The 19,658-nt window shown below is 62.7% G+C and carries 20 protein-coding genes; 9 read left to right on the top strand and 11 right to left on the bottom strand.

The features are described from left to right. Positions 1 to 55 precede the first annotated feature (55 nt). A complete protein-coding gene (gloA, locus tag RI103_RS16925) occupies positions 56 to 442 on the top strand; it encodes a lactoylglutathione lyase (protein ID WP_310813061.1) in 387 nt (128 codons plus the stop codon). 23 nt (positions 443 to 465) lie between these two features. Next, on the top strand, positions 466 to 867 hold the full coding sequence (locus RI103_RS16920; RefSeq protein WP_310813060.1) for a hypothetical protein: 402 nt from the start codon (positions 466 to 468) through the stop codon (positions 865 to 867). A 70-nt stretch (positions 868 to 937) separates the two neighbouring features. Here the strand turns inward: RI103_RS16920 and RI103_RS16915 are convergent, their stop codons facing one another. From RI103_RS16915 to glyQ, 5 genes are read right to left on the bottom strand one after another with little or no spacing between them, the layout of a single operon-like run. Beyond that, positions 938 to 1,840, bottom strand: coding sequence for a SprT family zinc-dependent metalloprotease (locus RI103_RS16915; RefSeq protein ID WP_310813059.1), 903 nt, complete (start codon positions 1,838 to 1,840; stop codon positions 938 to 940). Between the two features lie 44 nt (positions 1,841 to 1,884). Continuing rightward, positions 1,885 to 2,643, bottom strand: a complete 759-nt coding sequence (locus RI103_RS16910) for a 1-acyl-sn-glycerol-3-phosphate acyltransferase (RefSeq protein WP_134457125.1) — start codon at positions 2,641 to 2,643, stop codon at positions 1,885 to 1,887. 40 nt (positions 2,644 to 2,683) lie between these two features. Next, a complete protein-coding gene (gmhB, locus tag RI103_RS16905) occupies positions 2,684 to 3,238 on the bottom strand; it encodes a D-glycero-beta-D-manno-heptose 1,7-bisphosphate 7-phosphatase (RefSeq protein ID WP_310813058.1) in 555 nt (184 codons plus the stop codon). 10 nt (positions 3,239 to 3,248) lie between these two features. Next, the gene (gene glyS, locus RI103_RS16900) at positions 3,249 to 5,348 is read right to left on the bottom strand and encodes a glycine--tRNA ligase subunit beta (RefSeq protein WP_310813057.1); all 2,100 of its coding nucleotides are present in this window, start codon (positions 5,346 to 5,348) and stop codon (positions 3,249 to 3,251) included. Positions 5,349 to 5,363: 15 nt separating this feature from the next. Further along, positions 5,364 to 6,371, bottom strand: coding sequence for a glycine--tRNA ligase subunit alpha (gene glyQ, locus RI103_RS16895; RefSeq protein WP_310815264.1), 1,008 nt, complete (start codon positions 6,369 to 6,371; stop codon positions 5,364 to 5,366). Positions 6,372 to 6,815: 444 nt separating this feature from the next. On the opposite strand from glyQ, the gene RI103_RS16890 reads away from it, so the two are divergent. Both RI103_RS16890 and RI103_RS16885 read left to right on the top strand, forming a co-directional pair. Further along, a complete protein-coding gene (locus RI103_RS16890) occupies positions 6,816 to 7,316 on the top strand; it encodes a PAAR domain-containing protein (protein WP_310813056.1) in 501 nt (166 codons plus the stop codon). Next, positions 7,313 to 7,822, top strand: coding sequence for a hypothetical protein (locus tag RI103_RS16885; RefSeq protein WP_310813055.1), 510 nt, complete (start codon positions 7,313 to 7,315; stop codon positions 7,820 to 7,822). The genes RI103_RS16890 and RI103_RS16885 overlap by 4 nt, the downstream gene beginning before the upstream one ends. Positions 7,823 to 8,465: 643 nt before the next feature. On the opposite strand, the gene RI103_RS16880 is transcribed toward RI103_RS16885, so the two are convergent. The 3 genes from RI103_RS16880 to RI103_RS16870 form a co-directional block, all read right to left on the bottom strand. After that, positions 8,466 to 10,076 (bottom strand): FMN-binding glutamate synthase family protein, encoded by a 1,611-nt coding sequence (locus RI103_RS16880; RefSeq protein ID WP_310813054.1) that lies wholly within the window; start codon positions 10,074 to 10,076, stop codon positions 8,466 to 8,468. Between the two features lie 217 nt (positions 10,077 to 10,293). Beyond that, positions 10,294 to 11,439 (bottom strand): tRNA 2-thiouridine(34) synthase MnmA, encoded by a 1,146-nt coding sequence (mnmA, locus tag RI103_RS16875; RefSeq protein ID WP_310813053.1) that lies wholly within the window; start codon positions 11,437 to 11,439, stop codon positions 10,294 to 10,296. A 70-nt stretch (positions 11,440 to 11,509) separates the two neighbouring features. Next, positions 11,510 to 11,989 carry an NUDIX hydrolase gene (locus RI103_RS16870; protein WP_310813052.1) on the bottom strand — a complete coding sequence of 160 codons (480 nt, stop codon included), beginning with the start codon at positions 11,987 to 11,989 and terminating at the stop codon, positions 11,510 to 11,512. A gap of 267 nt (positions 11,990 to 12,256) precedes the next feature. Here RI103_RS16870 and RI103_RS16865 point away from each other — a divergent pair, with 267 nt between their 5' ends. The 3 genes from RI103_RS16865 (at position 12,257) to RI103_RS16855 (ending at position 15,248) form a co-directional block, all read left to right on the top strand. Further along, on the top strand, positions 12,257 to 13,399 hold the full coding sequence (locus RI103_RS16865) for a Re/Si-specific NAD(P)(+) transhydrogenase subunit alpha (protein WP_310813051.1): 1,143 nt from the start codon (positions 12,257 to 12,259) through the stop codon (positions 13,397 to 13,399). 68 nt (positions 13,400 to 13,467) lie between these two features. After that, the gene (locus tag RI103_RS16860; RefSeq protein ID WP_310813050.1) at positions 13,468 to 13,794 is read left to right on the top strand and encodes an NAD(P) transhydrogenase subunit alpha; all 327 of its coding nucleotides are present in this window, start codon (positions 13,468 to 13,470) and stop codon (positions 13,792 to 13,794) included. Then, positions 13,794 to 15,248 carry an NAD(P)(+) transhydrogenase (Re/Si-specific) subunit beta gene (locus RI103_RS16855; RefSeq protein WP_310813049.1) on the top strand — a complete coding sequence of 485 codons (1,455 nt, stop codon included), beginning with the start codon at positions 13,794 to 13,796 and terminating at the stop codon, positions 15,246 to 15,248. Before RI103_RS16860 ends, RI103_RS16855 begins: the two co-directional genes overlap by 1 nt. A 55-nt stretch (positions 15,249 to 15,303) precedes the next feature. Here RI103_RS16855 and RI103_RS16850 read toward each other — a convergent pair whose 3' ends face one another. Together RI103_RS16850 and RI103_RS16845 are read right to left on the bottom strand one after the other, a co-directional pair. After that, complete coding sequence (locus RI103_RS16850) at positions 15,304 to 16,044, bottom strand: YafY family protein (RefSeq protein WP_310813048.1); 741 nt, start codon at positions 16,042 to 16,044, stop codon at positions 15,304 to 15,306. A gap of 66 nt (positions 16,045 to 16,110) precedes the next feature. Beyond that, positions 16,111 to 16,494 (bottom strand): VOC family protein, encoded by a 384-nt coding sequence (locus RI103_RS16845; RefSeq protein WP_310813047.1) that lies wholly within the window; start codon positions 16,492 to 16,494, stop codon positions 16,111 to 16,113. Positions 16,495 to 16,679: 185 nt separating this feature from the next. On the opposite strand from RI103_RS16845, the gene RI103_RS16840 reads away from it, so the two are divergent. Continuing rightward, complete coding sequence (locus RI103_RS16840; RefSeq protein WP_409076951.1) at positions 16,680 to 16,805, top strand: M23 family metallopeptidase; 126 nt, start codon at positions 16,680 to 16,682, stop codon at positions 16,803 to 16,805. Positions 16,806 to 16,883: 78 nt separating this feature from the next. On the opposite strand, the gene RI103_RS16835 is transcribed toward RI103_RS16840, so the two are convergent. Further along, entirely contained in the window at positions 16,884 to 18,176 is a 1,293-nt protein-coding gene (locus RI103_RS16835) for a class I SAM-dependent RNA methyltransferase (protein WP_310813046.1), read from the bottom strand. A 269-nt stretch (positions 18,177 to 18,445) separates the two neighbouring features. Here RI103_RS16835 and RI103_RS16830 point away from each other — a divergent pair, with 269 nt between their 5' ends. Continuing rightward, entirely contained in the window at positions 18,446 to 19,582 is a 1,137-nt protein-coding gene (locus RI103_RS16830; RefSeq protein WP_310813045.1) for an IS481 family transposase, read from the top strand. Positions 19,583 to 19,658: the final 76 nt, after the last annotated feature.

Below are 19,658 nucleotides of genomic sequence, written 5' to 3'. Positions count from 1 at the left end.
TCGCGCGATTCCGGGTACATTGACGGTCTCGTTACCACGCAACAGGGAGTGCACAATGCGCCTGCTTCACACCATGCTCCGGGTCGGCGACCTGGACCGTTCGATTGCCTTCTACACTGAACTGCTCGGCATGAAACTGCTGCGCCGCGACGATTATCCGGACGGCAAATTCACGCTGGCATTCGTCGGATACGAAGACGAACGCAACGGCACCGTTCTCGAACTCACCCAGAACTGGGACACGCCCTCGTACGACCTCGGCACCGGCTTTGGCCACCTCGCCGTGGAAGTAGACGATGCCTACGCCGCATGTGACAAGATCAAGGCACAAGGCGGTACGGTTGTGCGCGAAGCCGGCCCGATGAAACACGGCACGACCGTGATCGCCTTCGTCACGGACCCGGACGGCTACAAGATCGAGTTCATCCAGAAGAAGAAATAAGGCTGGCGGCAGGGCAAGGCCAGATGATGAATAACATCAATCCCTACTTCAAGGAACTCGACGAGATTCACGTCGAAATCGAAGCCCTGTTCGACGGTTCCGCGGACGAAGGCGCGTTGCAAAGAATCATGGCGCGCTTTGCTCCGCAGTTCACGCTGGTCATGACGTCGGGCGTTGCACTGGATCACGCCGGCGTGCGCGAGATTTTCTCAAAGCTGCACGGCGCGCGCCCAGGCTCGCACATCGCGATCCGCGACAAGGAGATCGTCGCGGAGTATCCGTCAGGGGCGGTGGTGAAATATCGCGAGTATCAGCGCGACCACGCCGGCAACGCGAACGTGCGGCGCTCCACGGCGGTGATGGATCTCGACGCGCACGGCAAGGTGACCTGGCGTCATCTGCAGGAGACGTTCTGCTCGGAATGAGCGGCAGTGTGCGACAAACCGGCGCTTCAGATTGAAATTGAAGCGCCGGTTTCAAGGCACGAGCAACGCCTTAGAGCGTCGGCAGCAATTCCGGCGGATGCGACTTCAACGTCTGGCGCGCTTCGCGGAATTCCGGAAAAATCGATTCGACTGTTTGCCAGAAGCGCGGGCTGTGATTCATTTCACGCAGATGTGCGAGTTCGTGCGCGACGACGTAATCGATGATGGAAAGCGGGAAGTGAATCAGCCGCCAGTTCAGGCGAATCTTGCCATCACTCGAACAACTGCCCCAACGCGTCGCCGCTGACGAGAGCGCATACGCGCGATAGTTCACGCCCAGTTTCTCAGCGTAAATCGCGAGGCGCTCGCCGAACAGACGCTTCGCTTCTCCCTGCAGCCAGCCTTGCACGCGATCCTTGATCTGCTGCGGATCCGCTTGCAATGGCAGTGGCACTTGCAGCGCCGCATCTTCCGCGCTGAACGCGAGCGTGCCTTGCGGCGCGCCGAGTTTCACGCGCACGGGCTGACCGAGATACGGCACTTCGGCGCCGTCTTTCCAATCGACCTTCGGCAACGCGCGCTGTTCGACACGCGTTTGCCACTCGATCAACTTCGTGAAAATCCAGCGCTGCTTTTCAGTGATCGCGGTTTCGATATCAGCGAGCGTGACCCAGCGCGGTGCGGTGATCGTCAGACCGGTGCTGTCGATCGCGAAGCCTATCGAGCGGCGCGCCGAACGCTTGAGCACGTAATGGAGCGTCCGCGAGCCGATCGCGAGGCTGCGCAGTTTGCTGCCATCCGGCGCGAGCGGCACGGCCGGTTGCTGCCCGCCAGGCGAACTCTGCAAAGCGCCAGGTGTTGGTGCGGACGGTGAAGGAGACGACGACGTCGACCCCGGCTCGGCGAAGAGCGGGAGATCGAGTTGCCGGTTATCGAGCGCCACAGCGGGCTGCGGCGTAGGAGACTTCTGCATCGGATTCGGCTTCGCGCAAATACGCCTTCGAGGGCGTGGGCGCGTCAGATTGGTGCGGCGGCGGAACTGCTTTCCGCCGCGCGGTACGCGGTAGGATCGATGCGACGCATTTCAGCTTCGATCCACTGTTCGACGCGCGTGTTCACTTCATCGGGCGTGAGCCCCGTCGTCTCGATCGGCTTGCCGATCGACACTGTGACTATACCCGCATATTTGAGAAACGAGTTGCGAGGCCACACACGTCCCGCGTTGTGCGCGATCGGCACGACCGGTGCGCCGGTGGCCGTCGCGAACCGCGCACCGCCGGTTTTGTACTTGCCTTGCTTGCCGGTCGGCGTGCGCGTGCCTTCCGGAAACATGATGACCCAGGCGCCTTCCGCCATGCGCGCCTTGCCTTGCTTGATGACCGATTCGAACGCGTACTTGCCTTCCTTGCGATCGATATGAACCATCTTCAGCATGCCGAGCGCCCAGCCGAAAAACGGCACGTACAGCAGCTCGCGCTTGAACACGTAGCACAGCGGCCGCGGCATCAGCGCCGGAAACGCCAGCGTTTCCCATGCAGATTGATGCTTGGAGAGCAGCACGGCGGGACCGTTGGGCAGGTTCTCGAAACCTTCGATGTTGTAGCGGATACCGTTGAGCCAACGCACCGTATGCAGCGTCGCGCGGCACCAGCCGGCGGCCATCCAGTAGCGGTTGTCGGCGCGCATGAACGGGAACGCGATGAAGCATGCGGTTGCGTACGGCACCGTGAACAGAACGAAGTAGATCAGCAGAAGCAAAGAACGGATGAAGCGCATCGGCGTGGTCAGTGAGGGATGGGGACGCGCGTGGCGCGCGTCACTCTTGAGCGTCGGCGAGGAAGTCGAGCGCGAAAGCGCGCAGGTCGTCGTGCACGATCGTGCCTTCGGGCAAGCCGCCGGCCTCGAGCGTTTTGCGGCCCTTGCCGGTCAGCACCAGATGAGTCGGATGACCGAGCGACGCGCCCGCTTGCAGATCGCGCATGGCGTCGCCGACTACCGGCGTATCTTCCGGGTCGACCTCGAAGCGCTCGGCGATCATCTTCAGCATGCCGGGCTTCGGCTTGCGACATTCGCAATGATCTTCCGCCGTGTGCGGGCAGAAGAACACCGCGTCGATGCGTCCGCCGACCGCCGCCGCCATGCGGTGCATTTTCAGATGCATCGCGTTGAGCGCGGTCATATCGAACAGGCCGCGGCCGATGCCCGACTGGTTGGTGGCGATCGCCACGCGATAGCCGGCCTGATTCAGACGCGCGATGGCTTCGAGCGAACCGGGCAGTGCCACCCATTCGTCCGGCGACTTGATGAACGCGTCGGAATCGACGTTGATCACGCCGTCGCGGTCGAGGATCACCACTTTTTTGGTTGGCATGGCGCGGGGCTCAGGCGGCGATTCGGGAAATATCGGCGACGCAGTTCATCTGCTGATGCAGTGCGCCGAGCAAGGCCAGACGGTTGGCGCGCAACGCCGGATCTTCGGCGTTGACCATCACGTCGTTGAAGAACGTGTCGACCGGTTCGCGCAACGCGGCGAGCGCGGTCAGCGCGCCGGTGTAGTCGCGTGCGGCCAGTTGCGATTGCACGCGTGGCGCGACCTGTTCGAGTTGCGCATGCAAGGCTTTTTCCGCTGCTTCGATGAGCAACGTAGCCTGCACGCCGCCGGTCGCCGCGCCATCGGACTTCTTCAGGATGTTCGAGATCCGCTTGTTCGCCGCTGCAAGCGAAGCCGCTTCCGGCAACGCCGCGAATTCACGAACCGCATCCAGACGCGCGACGATGTCGTCGAGGCGCGTGGGGTTCAGCGCCAGCACTGCATCGATTTCGCCCGGAGCGTAGCCGCGCTCGCGCAGCAGACCGCGCAAGCGGTCCATGCTGAACTCGTAGATGGCTTGCGTCGAATCGGCGACGTTCGGCAGCGCGGCGAATTGCGCGTAAGCGGTACGCAGCAGTTCGACCAGGTCGACCGGCAGTTGCTTCTCGACCAGAATGCGCAGCACGCCGAGCGCGTGACGGCGCAACGCGAACGGGTCTTTCTCGCCGGTGGGTTGCAGGCCGATGCCCCAGATGCCGACCAGCGTTTCGAGCTTGTCGGCCAGCGCGACGACGGTGCCGGTTGCGGTAGTGGGCAACGCGTCGCCGGAGAAACGCGGCTGATAGTGTTCCGAACACGCGAGCGCGACTTCTTCCGGCTCGCCGTCGTGGCGCGCGTAGTACGTGCCCATCGTGCCTTGCAGCTCGGGGAATTCGCCCACCATGTCGGTGATCAGGTCGGCCTTGGCCAGACGCGCGGCGCGCTTCGCGAGCGCCACGTCCGCGCCGATCAGTCCGGCGATCGCGCCGGCCAGCGCTTCGACGCGCTCTACGCGTTGCAGCGCCGAGCCCAGCTTGTTGTGATACACCACGTTCGCGAGCAGCGGCACGCGGTCCGCGAGCGGCTTCTTCTTGTCCTGCTCGAAGAAGAACTTCGCGTCGGCGAGACGCGGACGCACCACGCGCTCATTGCCTTCGACGATATCGCCCGGCGTGGACGTCTCGATGTTCGACACGATCAGGAAGCGCGAGCGCAGCTTGCCGTTCGCATCGGTCAGCGCGAAGTATTTCTGGTTGGTCTGCATGGTGAGGATCAGGCATTCCTGCGGCACTTGCAGGAATTCGTCCTCGAAACGGCAGGCGTAGACCACCGGCCATTCGACCAGCGACGTCACTTCGTCCAGCAGCGACTCCGGCATCACCACCTGATCGCCGTCGGCTTGCGCGAGCAGATGCGTGCGGATGGTTTCCTTGCGGTCGGCGAAATTCGCCACCACGTGGCCTTTGTGCAGCAACGTTTCGGCGTACGTGTCCGCGTGCTGGATCTGCACGAAACCTTCGGAGAGGAAACGATGGCCGAGCGTGGTGTCATCGGCGTCGATGCCGAGCGCGCTCACCGGCACGATCTGTTCGCCATGCAGCGCGGTGAGGCGCTGCGCCGGACGCACGAACTGCACATTGGTGCCGTCCGGGCGCTGGTACGTCATGACCTTCGGGATAGGCAGCTTGGTGAGCGTTTCGTCGAGCGCGCCTTGCAGGCCGTCGGCGAGCGTGGCGCCGGGCGCGGCATAACGCAGGAAGAAGGCTTCGGCCTTGCCGTCCTGTGCGCGCTCCAGATCGTTCACCGAAAAGTCGGGGAAGCCGAGCGCGGCGAGTTTCTTGGCGAGCGGCGCGGTGGGCTGGCCGTCTTTATCCAACGCGACGGAAACCGGCAGCACTTTTTCGCGCACGTGTTTTTCCGGCGCAACCGCGCGCACGTTCTTGATCGTGACGGCGAGGCGGCGCGGCGTGGCATAACGTTCGAACGACAGTTCGCCTTCGACCAGGTCGCGCGCCGCGAGGCGTTGCGCAATGCCTTCAGCGAAGGCGTCGCCGAGACGCGCGAGCGCTTTCGGCGGCAGTTCTTCGGTCAGCAGTTCGACGAGCAGGGTAGCTTGATGGGGTTGAGTCATTTCTTGGTGTTCTCGTCAGTCCTGGTCGATCTTGCGTTCGACTTTCAGCGGCGGCGCCCAGGCGGGCATCGCGGCGTCCTGTTCGTCGGTCGTGAGGCCGGGCACGCCGTGCACCGGATTGCCGAGCATCGGGAAGCCGAGCTTTTCGCGCGAATCGTAGTAAGCCTGCGCAACCAGCTTCGACAGCGCACGAATGCGGCCGATATACGCCGCGCGTTCCGTGACTGAAATGGCGCCGCGTGCGTCGAGCAGGTTGAACGTGTGGCCGGCCTTCAGCACCAGCTCATAGGCGGGCAGCGCGATCTGCGCTTCGATCATGCGCCTCGCTTCGGCTTCGTAGCTGTTGAAGATCGAGAACAGCAACTCGACGTTGGCGTATTCGAAGTTGTAGGTGGACTGTTCGACTTCGTTCTGGTGGTACACGTCGCCATAAGTCAGGCGACGCAGTTCCGGGCCGTTCGGGCCTTGCTCTTCCCACTCGGTCCAGACGAGGTCGTAGACGTTCTCGACCTTCTGCAGATACATGGCGAGACGTTCGAGCCCGTACGTGATTTCGCCGAGCACCGGCTTGCAGTCCAGACCGCCGACCTGCTGGAAGTACGTGAACTGCGTCACTTCCATGCCGTTCAGCCACACTTCCCAGCCCAGACCCCAGGCGCCGAGCGTGGGGTTTTCCCAGTCGTCTTCGACGAAGCGCACGTCGTTCTGCTTCAGATCGAAGCCGAGCGCTTCGAGCGAGCCGAGGTACAGGTCGAGGATGTTTTCCGGCGCCGGCTTGAGCACGACCTGGTACTGGTAGTAGTGCTGCAGACGGTTCGGGTTCTCGCCATAGCGGCCGTCTTTCGGGCGGCGCGACGGTTGCACATAAGCCGCACGCCACGGCTCGGGGCCGACCGCGCGCAGGAAGGTATGGACGTGGGACGTGCCCGCGCCGACTTCCATGTCGATCGGCTGGAGCAACGCGCAACCCTGCTTGTCCCAGTAGGACTGCAAGGTCAGGATGATTTGCTGAAACGTGAGCATGAAGTGCCTTTCGGGCATGGGGCCGCGCCGTGAGCGCCGAAGCGCGCCGGCTGGCCGTGGAGCGAAGTGCTAAACCGGAGATTTTAACGGAAAGGGAGGGGGGTGTCCGTTTTGCGGGGTCGTCGGGGTGGTGGGCCGTTGGGGAGGCGGAAATCGAGGTGCGTTGTGATGGCAAACGTGCGCGGGAAATCGAAATGTTTATCGAGCGGGAAAGCGTCCGCCCCAGCACGCTTTTTTAGAATTGCGTCGCGAATGGTGTGAGCCTGGTTCCGAAGCGTGACTAGATTCTCGCGTTGACCAATTTTGACAACTGAAAAGTCGACTTCGGCCAAAGTTAAGGGGGCTGCCTTGTCGCAGCACGATTCCGGGTTCTTAACGAGCAGAGGCGGCATGAGACGTAACATAATTCTCGAGGGAGACAAGACGACGCGGGGCGGCGTTGTCATGATTGAAGGAGACAGGTCAGCCGCGAACGATGGCCGGCCTGTCGCATATCAAGGCGCACCGATTTACTGTCCGTCATGCAAGTCCGAGGGGCGAATTATCAACATCATCCCTTATCTGCCGATGGCGCTCTGCGGCGGCAAGCAGGTCGCCCTGGAGGGCGACTGGTGCGCGTGCAAGTGTGAGCCGCCGCCGCCGCTGATAGCGTCCCGCGACGACATGTTCATGACCATGGACGCACAGGAACTGGCCCAAATGGGCTACGCGCCGGATGGAAAATTGCTGGAAAAGAACCCTAAAGTTCAGGACGAAGTATTCGACCGATACTTTCGATTTGTCGACGAGAACGGCGAGCCGGTGAGTGAAATTCGCGTTCATCTGATAGATGTAAATGCGCAGACGAAGCTGGTAAGAACCGACGGCAACGGACGGACGCCCCTTATGTCCGGAAGAGAGGGCCAGCGCATTGGTGTTCGTCTTACTGCGAGCGGACGACAATGAACCGCTCGAGGGAATCTATTTGGGCGCCGCTAACGCGTAAGCAGGATGAGTCTCCGTACACGTGCAAGCTGAAAGTCTATTGGAAAACCACCAACGAATGGACCCATGCGGAGATTCAGGCCTATCGTTCAGCCATACCGCAACTCGCGGAGAATGCGCGAGCCTCGGATCGAAAATTTACTTGCGAAGACTTTGCTTTGCAGTTGCTTTGCCAATTCGCCTCGAAACACGGTCTACCGGTGAAACTCATGGATGGAGTCCGAGAGTATCGAAACATGGACATGTACGACCCCGACTACCATGAGAATTATCCTCAAACCTCTCGGGGATTCGTTGCCATGGCGATGGCAAGTTTTGGCGCGCCCGATGTACAGCGGAACGGGATCAACACTATTCGCCTGTCCGACCCATCCGAGCTACTTCCGGGCGATTTGCTTGGTCTTGCGCTCGACGCAAAAGGCCGTGCATCTGGGAAACGGGCTCATCACGTTCAAGTGGTGGTTTAAAAGTCAGATACGCAAATTGTTATTTATCAAGGCAATTCGGATTGGACGATCCATAAACCCGTGACGTACTTCAATAAGCTTTTCGGCCGAAGTGCAGCCGACCCGGTCCAGACTGCATATGCAGGAATGGCCACGGAGACGGGGCAATTCACCAGGACAAGTGGGTCACAATGGGACTATAAAAACAATCGAACGGGTGCTACGCAAAGCGATTACCTTCAGTACTTTGAACTGTTCAGGTGGAATTTCATGGAGTTCAATAATTGACTTCGTGGTCTCAGTTATTGGGCTACGCGGCCGCGCTGTCTGATGGGGCGGCCGCTGATATTCTGTGGATTATAGGAACGTTGACTCTGTTGACGTGGCTCGTCGGCCTGAGGGCTGGGGTTCAAGGAAGTCGGTGGCACCAGTTGCTGCAATCAGTCGCGCTGCTGGCGCTACCTCTTCTGCTACTTGTCGGCATGGCCGCGTCCATGGCTCCTCCAGCCTAGTCTGACATCTCGTGAGGTTGAGAAACGGCATTTGCGGATACAAGAAGGCAGGTGGTACGCGTCTACGGCCTGCAGCCTTTCGTCGTCGCGGGCCTTAATGCTGCGGTCCTTCGTCGATAAACATGCGTCGTAGGGCCGCCTCGGCAGGCGGCTCAAGTCGCCGCCAGCTCCATCTTCGGCGAGAACGAATCGCTTTGCGCCACCGGCCAGTACTTCTCGAACAACGAGTAGCGATAGTTGCCTTTAAGCAGATCGTTCGGCTCAAGATACTTCAGCAGCTCCGACATCAAACGCACTTCATGCGACGACACCCGCCGCACGATGTGATGCGCGCGCAGCTCCGCCGGATGTTTCAGACCCGCGGCCTGAATGATTTCCTTCAGCGCGTGCAGCGTGTTGTGATGGAAGTTGAAGACACGGTCGGCCTTGTCCGGCACCACCAACGCGCGCTGGCGCACCGGGTCTTGCGTGGCGACGCCGGTCGGGCAGCGCCCCGTGTGACAGGTCTGCGCCTGAATGCAGCCCACCGCGAACATGAAGCCGCGCGCCGCGTTGACCCAATCCGCGCCGATCGCGAGCGTCCTGGTGATGTCGAACGCGGTGATCATCTTGCCGCTCGCGCCGATGCGAATACGTTGCCGCAAGCCGATACCCACCAAGGTGTTATGCACCAGCAGCAGACCTTCCTGCAACGGCACGCCGACATGGTCGGTGAATTCGAGCGGCGCCGCGCCGGTGCCGCCTTCCGCGCCATCCACGACGATGAAGTCCGGCAGGATGCCCGTTTCCAGCATCGCCTTCGCAATGCCGAAGAATTCCCACGGATGGCCGATGCACAGCTTGAAGCCGGTCGGCTTGCCACCCGAGAGCGTGCGCAGACGGTCGACGAATTCGAGCAGGCCGCGCGGCGTCGAGAACTCGGAATGCGTGGCCGGCGAGATGCAGTCGCGGCCCATCGGCACACCACGCGTCTCCGCGATTTCCGGCGTGATCTTGGCGGCCGGCAGCACGCCGCCGTGCCCCGGCTTCGCGCCTTGCGAGAGCTTCACCTCGATCATCTTCACTTGCGGCTCGGCGGCTTGCTTCGCGAATTTCTCCGCGCTGAAGCTGCCGTCGTCGTTGCGGCAGCCGAAGTAGCCCGAAGCAATTTCCCAGATGATGTCGCCGCCATGCTCGCGGTGATATTTCGACATCGAGCCTTCACCTGTGTCGTGCGCGAAGTTGCCTTTCTTCGCGCCGAGGTTCAGTGCCATGATCGCGTTGGCCGACAGCGAGCCGAAGCTCATCGCCGAGACGTTGAAGATCGACATCGAATAGGGCTGCGCGCGCTCAGGTCCGACGACGATGCGGAAGTCGTGATTCTCGAGCGTGGTCGGCGCGAGCGAGTGGCTGATCCATTCGTGCGCGACGGCTTTGACGTCGAGCTCGGTGCCGTATGGGCGGCTGTCGACGTCGTTCTTCGCGCGTTGATAGACGATGCTGCGCTGGGCGCGCGAGAACGGCTTTTCGTCCGTGTCGTCTTCGACGAAATACTGGCGGATCTCCGGGCGGATGAATTCGAACAGGAAACGGAAGTGGCCCCACAGCGGATAGTTGCGCAGGATCGCGTGGCGCTGCTGCGTCAGGTCGAACAGGCCGAGCGCGACCAGCGCGAGCGGCACGATGACCCAGAACCATGCAATGTGATGTGTCGCGGCGAATGCCGCGCAGACGGCGACCAGCGCGGCTGCGCACCACATGGCCAGATAACGTCGGGAAAACATGGGGACTCCAGTGCAGTGAGGATCGTCACGGCGGATCACCAGCGCTGCCGGCGCAGACGGAATCCGCCGCGAAGAAAAACCAACGACTGCTTGTTATGGTGAAGCTAGCTACGGCTTGGCCAATGAACGCGCGGATGCCGCGCGCGGCGCAGGTTGAAATGTGAAAGTGAAGCGCGTGCGGCGACACGCCGTGTTGCCGCACGATTGGACGCATGGATCAACGGGCGCCCAGCAGCGCCGCTTTTTGCGGCTGGCGCGCGACCGGCTGTCCGGTGACCGCATGTTCGATGATGCCGCCGCCGAGGCACACGTCGCCATCGTAGAGCACCGCGGATTGCCCCGGTGTGACAGCCCATTGCGCCGCGTCGAAATTCAGTTCGAAGAGGCCGTCGTCCACGCCCGCCGCGCTGAATGTGCACGGTGCATCCGCTTGCCGGTAACGGGTCTTCGCGCCGCACGCGAAACCGTCAGCCGGCGGCGCGCCCGCCACCCAGCTCGTATTGCCCGCCGACAGCGTATGGCTGAGCAGCCACGAGTGATCGTGACCCTGCGCGACATACAGCGTGTTCGACGGGATGTCCTTGCCGGCCACGAACCACGGCTCGCCGCTGCCGTCCTTGCTGCCGCCGAGGCCGATGCCCTTGCGCTGGCCGAACGTGTAGAACGCGAGGCCGATGTGCTCGCCGACCACCTTGCCGTCGGTGGTTTTCATCGGGCCGGGCCTGGTTGGAAGATAGCGGTTCAGGAAATCGCGGAACGGCCGTTCGCCGATAAAGCAGATGCCGGTCGAATCTTTCTTCTTCGCATTGGGCAGCGCGATCTGTTCGGCGATTTCACGTACTTTGGTTTTCGGAATCTCGCCCAGCGGAAACAGCGTCTTGGACAATTGCGCCTGATTCAACCGATGCAGGAAGTACGACTGATCTTTCGTATGGTCGAATGCCTTCAGCAGTTCGAAGCGGCCGTCGTTCTCGCGCACGCGCGCATAGTGGCCGGTCGCGATGGTTTCCGCGCCGAGCGACATGGCGTGGTCGAGGAAAGCCTTGAACTTGATTTCGGCGTTGCAGAGCACGTCCGGATTCGGCGTGCGGGCCGCCGAGTATTCGCGCAGGAATTCGGCGAACACGCGGTCCTTGTATTCGGAGGCGAAGTTGACCGCTTCGACGTCGATGCCGATCAGGTCCGCCACCGACACCACGTCGATCCAGTCCTGCCGCGTCGAGCAGTACTCGCTGTCGTCATCGTCTTCCCAGTTTTTCATGAACAGGCCGACCACCTCGTAGCCCTGTTCCTTCAGCAGCCACGCGGTGACCGACGAATCGACGCCGCCCGACATGCCTACTACGACTTTCTGCTTGCTCATAAGGTGCTCACTGGGTGCTGCGTGACTTCATGGATCGTGGGTTGGCCGCTCGTGACGGCTATCGCGATGTTTACTGTTTGGGCCCGACCGAATGCGTGTGCACGAAGTCGAGCGGGAAACGCCGGCCCGCGAGGTAGTCGTCGAGACATTGCATGACGAGCGGCGTGCGGTGCCGTTCGGGACAGGCGCGCAATTCGTCGGCGCTCATCCACAACGTGCGGACGATGTCGGGGTCGAGGGTGCGGTGCGGATCGGCTTGGCCGCCCGTGCCGCAATAGGTGAAGCGCAGGTAGGTGACCCCCTCGCTGCCGGGCCGCCCGAAATGGGTCATGTACATGCCCACGAGCGCCTCGGGCGCGAACGGGTACGCGGTTTCCTCGAGCGTTTCGCGGATCACCGCTTCCACGAGCGTCTCGCCCGCCTCCAGATGGCCCGCGGGCTGGTTCAGGCGCAGGCCGTCGGCGGTATGTTCCTCTACCACGAGAAAGCGCCCGTCACGCTCGACGATGGCCGCGACCGTGACGTGCGGCAGCCAAGTTTCCGGTTTCATGGGTGCGCATTTTACCGTTTATGGGCCCCGCCTGCCGGGAAGCGGGCGAAGGGCGGCAAGCGACTGGCGGCGGCCGACAGGCGCAACCGGCGGGCCGGCCGCTCGCCACTCGCGACGTCAGCCCGGTTCGCCGGGCAACCCCGGATTGTCCCCGATTTCTGCGCACCCCCCTGTTTCGGTTAAAGTGACGCGTTAGCCGTTGCACCTGCAAGCCGGCGTGCCTCGTCGGCTCATCTGTCGTAAAACAGGAAGTCGAGGAGGAACAAGATGCACATCGGAGTGCCAGCCGAGACGCGCGCGCACGAAACCCGCGTCGCCGCGACGCCCGAAACGGTCAAGAAGTACGTGACCCAGGGCCACCGGGTCACAATCCAGAGCGGCGCCGGCACCGGCGCCAGCTTTCCTGACGATGCCTTCACGGCCGCCGGCGCGGAGATCGTCGACGCGGCGACCGCGTTCGGCGCCGATCTGGTCCTGAAGGTCCAGTCGCCGACCGATGCCGAGCTGCCGCTACTCAAGCGCGGCGCGACGCTAGTCGGCATGCTCGACCCGTTTAATACCGAAAACTCATCAAAGCTGGCGACTGCGGGCGTCACTGCGTTCGCGCTCGAAGCCGCGCCTCGGACCACGCGCGCGCAGAGCCTCGATGTTTTGAGCTCGCAGGCGAACATCGCCGGCTACAAGGCGGTGTTGCTGGCGGCCACACTTTATCCGCGCTTCATGCCGATGCTGATGACCGCTGCCGGTACGGTCAAAGCGGCGCGCGTGCTGATTCTCGGCGCGGGCGTGGCCGGTCTGCAGGCGATTGCGACCGCCAAGCGTCTCGGCGCCGTGATCGAGGCCTCCGACGTTCGCCCGGCGGTAAAAGAGCAGATCGAGTCGCTCGGCGCCAAGTTTCTCGACGTGCCCTACGAAACCGATGAGGAGCGCGAAGCCGCGCAAGGCGTCGGCGGCTATGCGCGGCCGATGCCGCCGTCGTGGCTCACGCGCCAGTCGGCACTGGTCCACGAGCGGGCCAAGCAGGCCGACGTGGTGATTTCCACCGCGCTGATTCCGGGGCGCGCCGCACCGACACTGATCTCGGTCGAAACCGTGCAGGCGATGAAACCCGGCTCCGTGCTGATCGACCTCGCCGCAGGTCGCGGTGGCGAGTACGAAGGCCAGCGCGGCGGCAATTGCCCGCTCACCGAGGCGGACAAAGTCGTGATCAAACACGGCGTGACGATCGTCGGCTATACGAATCTGGCCTCGATGGTGCCCGCCGACGCGTCCTCGCTCTACGCACGCAACCTGCTCGACTTCCTCAAGCTGATCATCACGAAGGAAGGCGCCCTGAACATCGATCTCGCGGACGATATCGTCGCGGCCACGCTGCTGGCCCGCGACGGCGAAGTCACGCGCAAGGCATAGCAGCCATGCTGCATGGGACCAGAGTAGGCGCTAAACCGCTAACTCCGGTCGACAAAGGAGAGAGAGGAATGGAAGTCATCAACCACACCGTCATTAACCTGATCATCTTCGTGCTGGCGATCTACGTCGGCTACCACGTGGTCTGGAACGTCACGCCCGCGCTGCACACGCCGCTGATGGCCGTGACCAACGCGATTTCGGCGATAGTGATCGTCGGCGCGATGCTCGCCGCGGGTCTGACGTTAGGCACGCCCGGCAAGTTCTTCGGCACGCTCGCGGTCGCACTCGCGGCGGTCAACGTGTTCGGCGGCTTTCTCGTCACGCGACGAATGCTGGAGATGTTCCGCAAGAAAGAGCCGAAGAAGCTCACCGCAGCCGCCAAGGAGAACGCGTAATGAGTCTGAACGTCGTCACGCTGCTTTATCTGGTCGCGTCGGTCTGTTTCATTCAGGCGCTCAAGGGGCTGTCCAATCCGAAGACGGCGCGCATCGGCAATACCTTCGGCATGGCGGGGATGGCGATTGCGATCCTCACCACCATCGCGCTGATCGTCAAACAGGCTTCGGGGCTCGGCTCGAATCTCGGCTTGGGACTCGGCCTGCTGCTGGTCGCGCTGGTGATCGGCGGCGCGGTCGGTGCGTTCGTCGCCGCGCGCGTCGAGATGACCAAGATGCCGGAACTGGTCGCGGCGATGCACTCGCTGATCGGTCTTGCCGCCGTGTGTATCGCGTATGCGGTGGTGTCGGAGCCGTCCGCGTTCGGGCTCGTCGATCCGGAGAACACGGCGCCGGGCTTCCTGCCGTACGGTAATCGCGTCGAGTTGTTCATCGGCACGTTCGTCGGCGCGATCACGTTCTCGGGTTCGGTGATCGCGTTCGGCAAGCTGTCGGGCAAGTACAAGTTCCGGCTCTTCCAGGGCGCGCCGGTCGTCTATGGCGGACAGCATCTGATCAACCTGCTGCTCGCGCTTGCGATGCTCGGCTTCGGCGTGATCTTCTTCCTCACACAGTCGTGGCTGCCGTTCATCATCATGACGCTGATCGCGTTCGTGCTCGGCGTGCTGATCATCATCCCGATCGGCGGCGCGGACATGCCGGTGGTGGTGTCGATGCTGAACTCGTACTCGGGCTGGGCGGCGGCGGGCATCGGCTTCTCGCTGAACAATCCGATGCTGATCATCGCGGGCTCGCTGGTGGGTTCATCCGGTGCGATCCTGTCGTACATCATGTGCCGGGCGATGAACCGTTCGTTCTTCAACGTGATTCTCGGTGGCTTCGGTAACGAGGCGGGCGCGGCGGCCGCAGGTGGGTCGGCGGAGCAGCGTCCGGTGAAATCGGGCTCGGCCGACGATGCATCGTTCATGCTCGGCAATGCCGAAACCGTGGTGATCGTGCCGGGCTATGGACTCGCGGTGGCGCGTGCGCAGCATGCGTTGAAGGAGCTGACCGACAAGCTGGTCGAGAAGGGCATCGAGGTGAAGTACGCGATTCACCCGGTGGCCGGCCGCATGCCGGGTCATATGAACGTGCTGCTCGCCGAAGCCGAAGTGCCGTACGACATGGTGTTCGAGATGGACGACATCAACGGCGAATTCGGCCAGGTCGACGTGGTGCTGGTGCTCGGTGCGAACGACGTGGTGAATCCGGCGGCGAAGAACGATCCGAAGTCGCCGATTGCGGGCATGCCGATCATCGAGGCTTATAAGGCACGCACGGTCATCGTGAACAAGCGTTCGATGGCCGCAGGTTACGCCGGGCTCGACAACGATCTGTTCTACATGGACAAGACGATGATGGTGTTCGGCGATGCCAAAAAGGTGATCGAGGACATGGTGAAGGCCGTCGAATAAGCCAGCCTGGAATGAGATCGCGGTTTGCCTCGCATCGGCAAGCCGCGATCCTCAGTCACTTCGGCTTGGCATTCACATGCCGCAGCAGGTCCGCAAGCCGCCTGCCTTCCTGATCCGGATACTGTTCGAGTATCTGGAGATTCTGGATCTTCTCCAGCCCGAAATTGCGAAAATCGCTCCGCAATTCACACCACGCGCCAAGCGTCCAGCGCGCGCCCCAATAAGCGAGAGCAAGCGGCCAGACACGGCGTTCGGTTGCCGCGCCGTTCACATCGACATAGGCAAAGCTCACCACCTGCCGCGTGTCGATCGCGCGATGCAGCGCGTCGAGTTGCGCGGAAAAATTCCCTTTGATGTGAAACGACGGCGCGAAGACCGCGAGCCTCTCCAGCGTCGCGCGCTTATCGGCGGGCATGGCCGAGGCGATCTTGGCGAGCGCCCCGCGCGCGCCGCCTGCAAAGCCGGCGCCGCCCCACGATTCGAGCATGCGTGCGCCCGCAGCGAGCGCGGCCAGTTCGTCGGCGGTGAAGGTGAGCGGCGGCAAACTCGCCGTACGGCTCAGCCGGTAGCCAATCCCGGCTTCGCCTTCGATTGGCACCCCTGACAACTGCAGATCGCGCACGTCGCGATAGACCGTGCGCAGCGAGATATTCAGCCAGTCGGCGAGTTGTTGCGCAGTGGTCAGACGCCGTCCGCGCAGCAGTTCGGCGATCTGGAACAGGCGGTCGGCGCGGCGCGTCATGGTGGGCGTCGTGTAGAAAAGGACAGGGACAGTCCCGCGATGATAGCGCCGCATGCCGCGCTCCGGTCGGCGTTCAGACGCGGTGCTTGCCGGCCACCGCGGACGAGCGTTGTAGTGCGGTTAGCCGTTGGTCCGCGAATGCAGGCCGAGGCGGTTGCCTTCCGTGTCGGTGAAGAACGCGATATAGCCGATATCCTGCGGCAGTTTGATCACCGGGCCGTCGGTCTTGCCGCCGGCTTGCTCGACGCGCGCGAGGGCGGCGTCGACGGTCGGTTGCGCGTTCAGATAGACGAGTACGCCGTCGTCGGTCGGCGTCATCGACGGGCTGTGGACGATCGCGCCGCCGGTGGCCGGTTCCTCGTAGCCGAATACGGCGATCGGCTGGCCGCCGACTTCTTGGACATTCAGTTTGACGTCGAGCGCGGCTTCATAGAAGCGGACGGCGCGATCGAAATCGACGGACGGAATCTCGAACCATGCAACAACTTTGGATGATGCGGACATGTCACTCTCCTGTGGATGGCGGGTAGGCCGTGCAAGCGCCGGATGGCGTGAGGAGGAGTGTGCGGGGGTGCTACTGACAGCGTGGTGTCAGTAGGGGTGGCAGGAGCGACGAAAAGCGGTGCTGAAAAAACGAGAGGTCCCAAGGGAATTGGCCGGCTCCACGACATTCGGGCTTCGCACGCGGCTTGCGAGTCGGCTCGCAACTGCGTGAAGGCCAGCTGCTGGGCGCGGTTGGACAGACCGGCGTAGCGACCGGTCTACATTTGCATTTTGAGGTGCGATCGAACAACGAGCCGACTGACCCGCTCTAGTCGACGAGTCGTTCTGGCGCGGCGCCGTTGGTACGCCGCGACCCGATGGCGTTCGATCAGGTGCCGCGACGCGATGCCTCAAGCCGCGGGCGTGTCGTTCTGCGGCCGCTGCCGCACGCTGCCCGCGATCAGATCGAAGCGGAACAGACGGCATTCGAGCGCGCCGTTAAAGAGCGGCGTCTTGGTCGATTCACGCAAGCGCAACTGACCCGGCAGCTTGCGGTCCGATGTCAGGATGAACGCGTGCCAGCCGGTGAAGCGCTGCTTGAGCGCATCGCCGAGCGACTGGAAAAATTCGCTGTCCGGCGCTTCTTCCTGGACGCGGCGAAAGCCCTCATCTTCGCGGTTTTCACGATTGCCACGGCCTTCGCGAAGCTCGCCCCGGGCATTGCGCCCGCGCACTTCGATCCGCTCGCCATACGGCGGATTGGCGACGAGGATGCCCGCTGCGGACGCTGGCGGCGTCATACCGCGCGCGTCGACCTGTTTGAGCGGAATCGACGGCAAGCCGGCGCGTTGAAAGTTGGCGCGCGCCTTGTCGAGCATGTCGCCGGAAATGTCGCTGCCGAAGATCTGCAGATCGGCGCGCGAACTACGCGCGGCGTGCTTTGCGTCGAGCGCGGCGGCCTTGAGTGTTTGCCAGGTTTTGGCTTCGTATTGCTTGAGCTTCTCGAAGCCGAAGCGGCGTTCCGCGCCCGGCGCGATATTCAGCGCCACCTGCGCGGCTTCCGCGAGGAACGTGCCGCTGCCGCACATCGGGTCGTACAGCGGCGTGCCGGCGGTCCAGCCGGTCAGACGCAGAATGCCCGCGGCCAGATTCTCGCGCAGCGGCGCCGCGCCTTTGTCGAGGCGCCAGCCGCGCTTGAAGAGCGGATCACCCGAGGTGTCGAGATACAGCGTGCAGTCGGTGGCGGTGAGAAAGGCGAACACGCGCACGTCGGGCATGGCGGTGTCGATGCTCGGACGCGCGCCGCTGACTTCGCGCAGACGGTCGCAGATCGCGTCCTTGACGCGCAGCGTGGTGAACTCCAGGCTGCGCAGCGGCGACTTGATCGCGGTGACGTCCACGCGCAGCGTTTCATTCGCCGAGAACCATTGTTCCCAACGCTGTTCGACCGCGAGCGCGTAAATGTCCTGCTCGCTGCGATACGGGCGATGCGCGATTTTCAGCAGCACGCGGCTCGCGAGGCGCGAATGCAGGTTGGCGGCCATGCCAGCAGCCCAGCCTCCGCGGAAATGCACGCCGCCCGGCACTTGTGCGCCGGCCGTGAACGGCGCGCCGTTCAGGTGTTTGGCCGCAATTTCGGCGAGTTCAGCCGCGAGCGAGGCTTCAAGACCGCGTGGGCAAGGGAGGAAGAAATCGAAGGACATTGAGGTTGCCGGAAGGCGATTGGGTAAGGGCGTATTGTACGCGGTCGGGGTGGTGTGCTTTTGCTCGGGTGCCTGCGGGGGGCTTTTTGGCACTGTGGTGCGGTCTTTGCTGTGTTGGCCTTTCCTTGAATTCTTTGTGGTCTATTGGCGTTGCCCCTGTGCGGGGCGGCACCTACTTTCTTTGCCTGCCGTGTATGGAACTGGGACATAGGTAACAGGTGTATCGGGACATGGGTAACACTCTGGAAACGTTTTTTCCGGAGCTGACCATGTCGTGGAACCCGAGAGATACCGTGAACCTACGTCTGGAATTTGTTCAGCTGGCCTTGCAGAAAGGCGCAAACCGGCGCGAGTTGTGCCGGCGCTACGGCATCAGTGCGAAGACCGGTTACAAGTGGCTCAAACGTTACGCGCAGTCTGGTGAAGCCGGTCTGCATGACCGCTCAAGCAGGCCGCTCTGCAGCCCGAACCGCACCGCCCCTGAGATCGAGCAGCGCGTGGTTGCACTGCGTAACGAGCATCGATGGGGCGGGCGCAAGCTCGAACGACGTCTGCACGACCTTGGTGATCCGGCGGTGCCCACCGCTGGCACCATGAGCCGGATCCTGCATCGACACGGCCTGATTGTGCCCGAGGCATCGCAGGCGGCGCCCCCCTGGACGCGCTTCGAGCACGAGCAGCCCAACGACCTGTGGCAGATGGATTTCAAAGGCTGGATCGAACTCATTGATGGCCGGCGCTGCTCACCGCTGACCGTGCTCGATGATCATTCGCGCTTTAATATCGCGCTCGACGCATGCGGGCCGACCAACACGCAGGCCGTGCGCCAGCGGCTGCGCGAGGCGTTCCGTCGTTATGGGCTGCCGTTGCGCATCAATGCCGACAACGGCTCTCCGTGGGGGAGCCCCGCACAGCCCGGACAACTCACCACGCTGGGCATCTGGCTGATCCGTCTGGGCGTGAAACTCTCATACAGCCGCCCGGCGCATCCGCAGACCAACGGCAAGGATGAGCGGTTTCACCGTACGCTGAAGGCTGAACTTCTCAGCGGCAGGCACTTCGCCAGTTTCCGTGGCGCGCAGCACGCATTTGACACCTGGCGTACTGTCTACAACACACAGCGTCCGCATCAGGCGCTGGAGATGGCCACGCCAATCACCCGTTACCGGCCAAGTCCGCGCGCCTATCCCGAACGGTTGCCACCCCTGCAGTACGGCGACGCGGACATTGTCGTGCGCGTGCGCATTAATGGCGATCTGCGTTTCCGGTCAAGGCGCTTCAAGGTCTCAAGTGCGCTCGACAACCTGCCCGTTGCCATCCGGCCGAGCACGACGCAGCCCGATTGTTACGACCTCTACATCGCCCATCATCACTTCGATACGATCGACCTGAACCTGACGAAATGACCGGCAAAATGTGTTACCCATGTCCCGTTACGTGTGTTACCCATGTCCCAGTTCCATACACGGCAGGCAAAGAAAG

It is taken from the genome of Paraburkholderia sp. FT54 (assembly GCF_031585635.1).
Lineage (GTDB): Bacteria > Pseudomonadota > Gammaproteobacteria > Burkholderiales > Burkholderiaceae > Paraburkholderia.
Note: the sequence above shows the minus strand (reverse complement) of the source record. Positions and strands in the feature narration are given on the sequence as shown.

Bases quoted from the DNA above. Each gene is read 5' to 3' on its own strand.
- RI103_RS16910 (WP_134457125.1), bottom strand. From the start codon at position 2,643: ATGCGCTTCATCCGTTCTTTGCTTCTGCTGATCTACTTCGTTCTGTTC.
- RI103_RS16920 (WP_310813060.1), top strand. From the start codon at position 466: ATGATGAATAACATCAATCCCTACTTCAAGGAACTCGACGAGATTCAC.
- RI103_RS16880 (WP_310813054.1), bottom strand. From the start codon at position 10,076: ATGTTTTCCCGACGTTATCTGGCCATGTGGTGCGCAGCCGCGCTGGTC.
- RI103_RS16890 (WP_310813056.1), top strand. From the start codon at position 6,816: ATGATTGAAGGAGACAGGTCAGCCGCGAACGATGGCCGGCCTGTCGCA.
- mnmA (WP_310813053.1), bottom strand. From the start codon at position 11,439: ATGAGCAAGCAGAAAGTCGTAGTAGGCATGTCGGGCGGCGTCGATTCG.
- RI103_RS16915 (WP_310813059.1), bottom strand. From the start codon at position 1,840: ATGCAGAAGTCTCCTACGCCGCAGCCCGCTGTGGCGCTCGATAACCGG.
- RI103_RS16855 (WP_310813049.1), top strand. From the start codon at position 13,794: ATGAGTCTGAACGTCGTCACGCTGCTTTATCTGGTCGCGTCGGTCTGT.
- RI103_RS16870 (WP_310813052.1), bottom strand. From the start codon at position 11,989: ATGAAACCGGAAACTTGGCTGCCGCACGTCACGGTCGCGGCCATCGTC.
- gloA (WP_310813061.1), top strand. From the start codon at position 56: ATGCGCCTGCTTCACACCATGCTCCGGGTCGGCGACCTGGACCGTTCG.
- glyS (WP_310813057.1), bottom strand. From the start codon at position 5,348: ATGACTCAACCCCATCAAGCTACCCTGCTCGTCGAACTGCTGACCGAA.
- gmhB (WP_310813058.1), bottom strand. From the start codon at position 3,238: ATGCCAACCAAAAAAGTGGTGATCCTCGACCGCGACGGCGTGATCAAC.
- RI103_RS16830 (WP_310813045.1), top strand. From the start codon at position 18,446: ATGTCGTGGAACCCGAGAGATACCGTGAACCTACGTCTGGAATTTGTT.
- RI103_RS16835 (WP_310813046.1), bottom strand. From the start codon at position 18,176: ATGTCCTTCGATTTCTTCCTCCCTTGCCCACGCGGTCTTGAAGCCTCG.
- RI103_RS16860 (WP_310813050.1), top strand. From the start codon at position 13,468: ATGGAAGTCATCAACCACACCGTCATTAACCTGATCATCTTCGTGCTG.
- RI103_RS16885 (WP_310813055.1), top strand. From the start codon at position 7,313: ATGAACCGCTCGAGGGAATCTATTTGGGCGCCGCTAACGCGTAAGCAG.
- RI103_RS16845 (WP_310813047.1), bottom strand. From the start codon at position 16,494: ATGTCCGCATCATCCAAAGTTGTTGCATGGTTCGAGATTCCGTCCGTC.
- RI103_RS16865 (WP_310813051.1), top strand. From the start codon at position 12,257: ATGCACATCGGAGTGCCAGCCGAGACGCGCGCGCACGAAACCCGCGTC.
- glyQ (WP_310815264.1), bottom strand. From the start codon at position 6,371: ATGCTCACGTTTCAGCAAATCATCCTGACCTTGCAGTCCTACTGGGAC.
- RI103_RS16850 (WP_310813048.1), bottom strand. From the start codon at position 16,044: ATGCGGCGCTATCATCGCGGGACTGTCCCTGTCCTTTTCTACACGACG.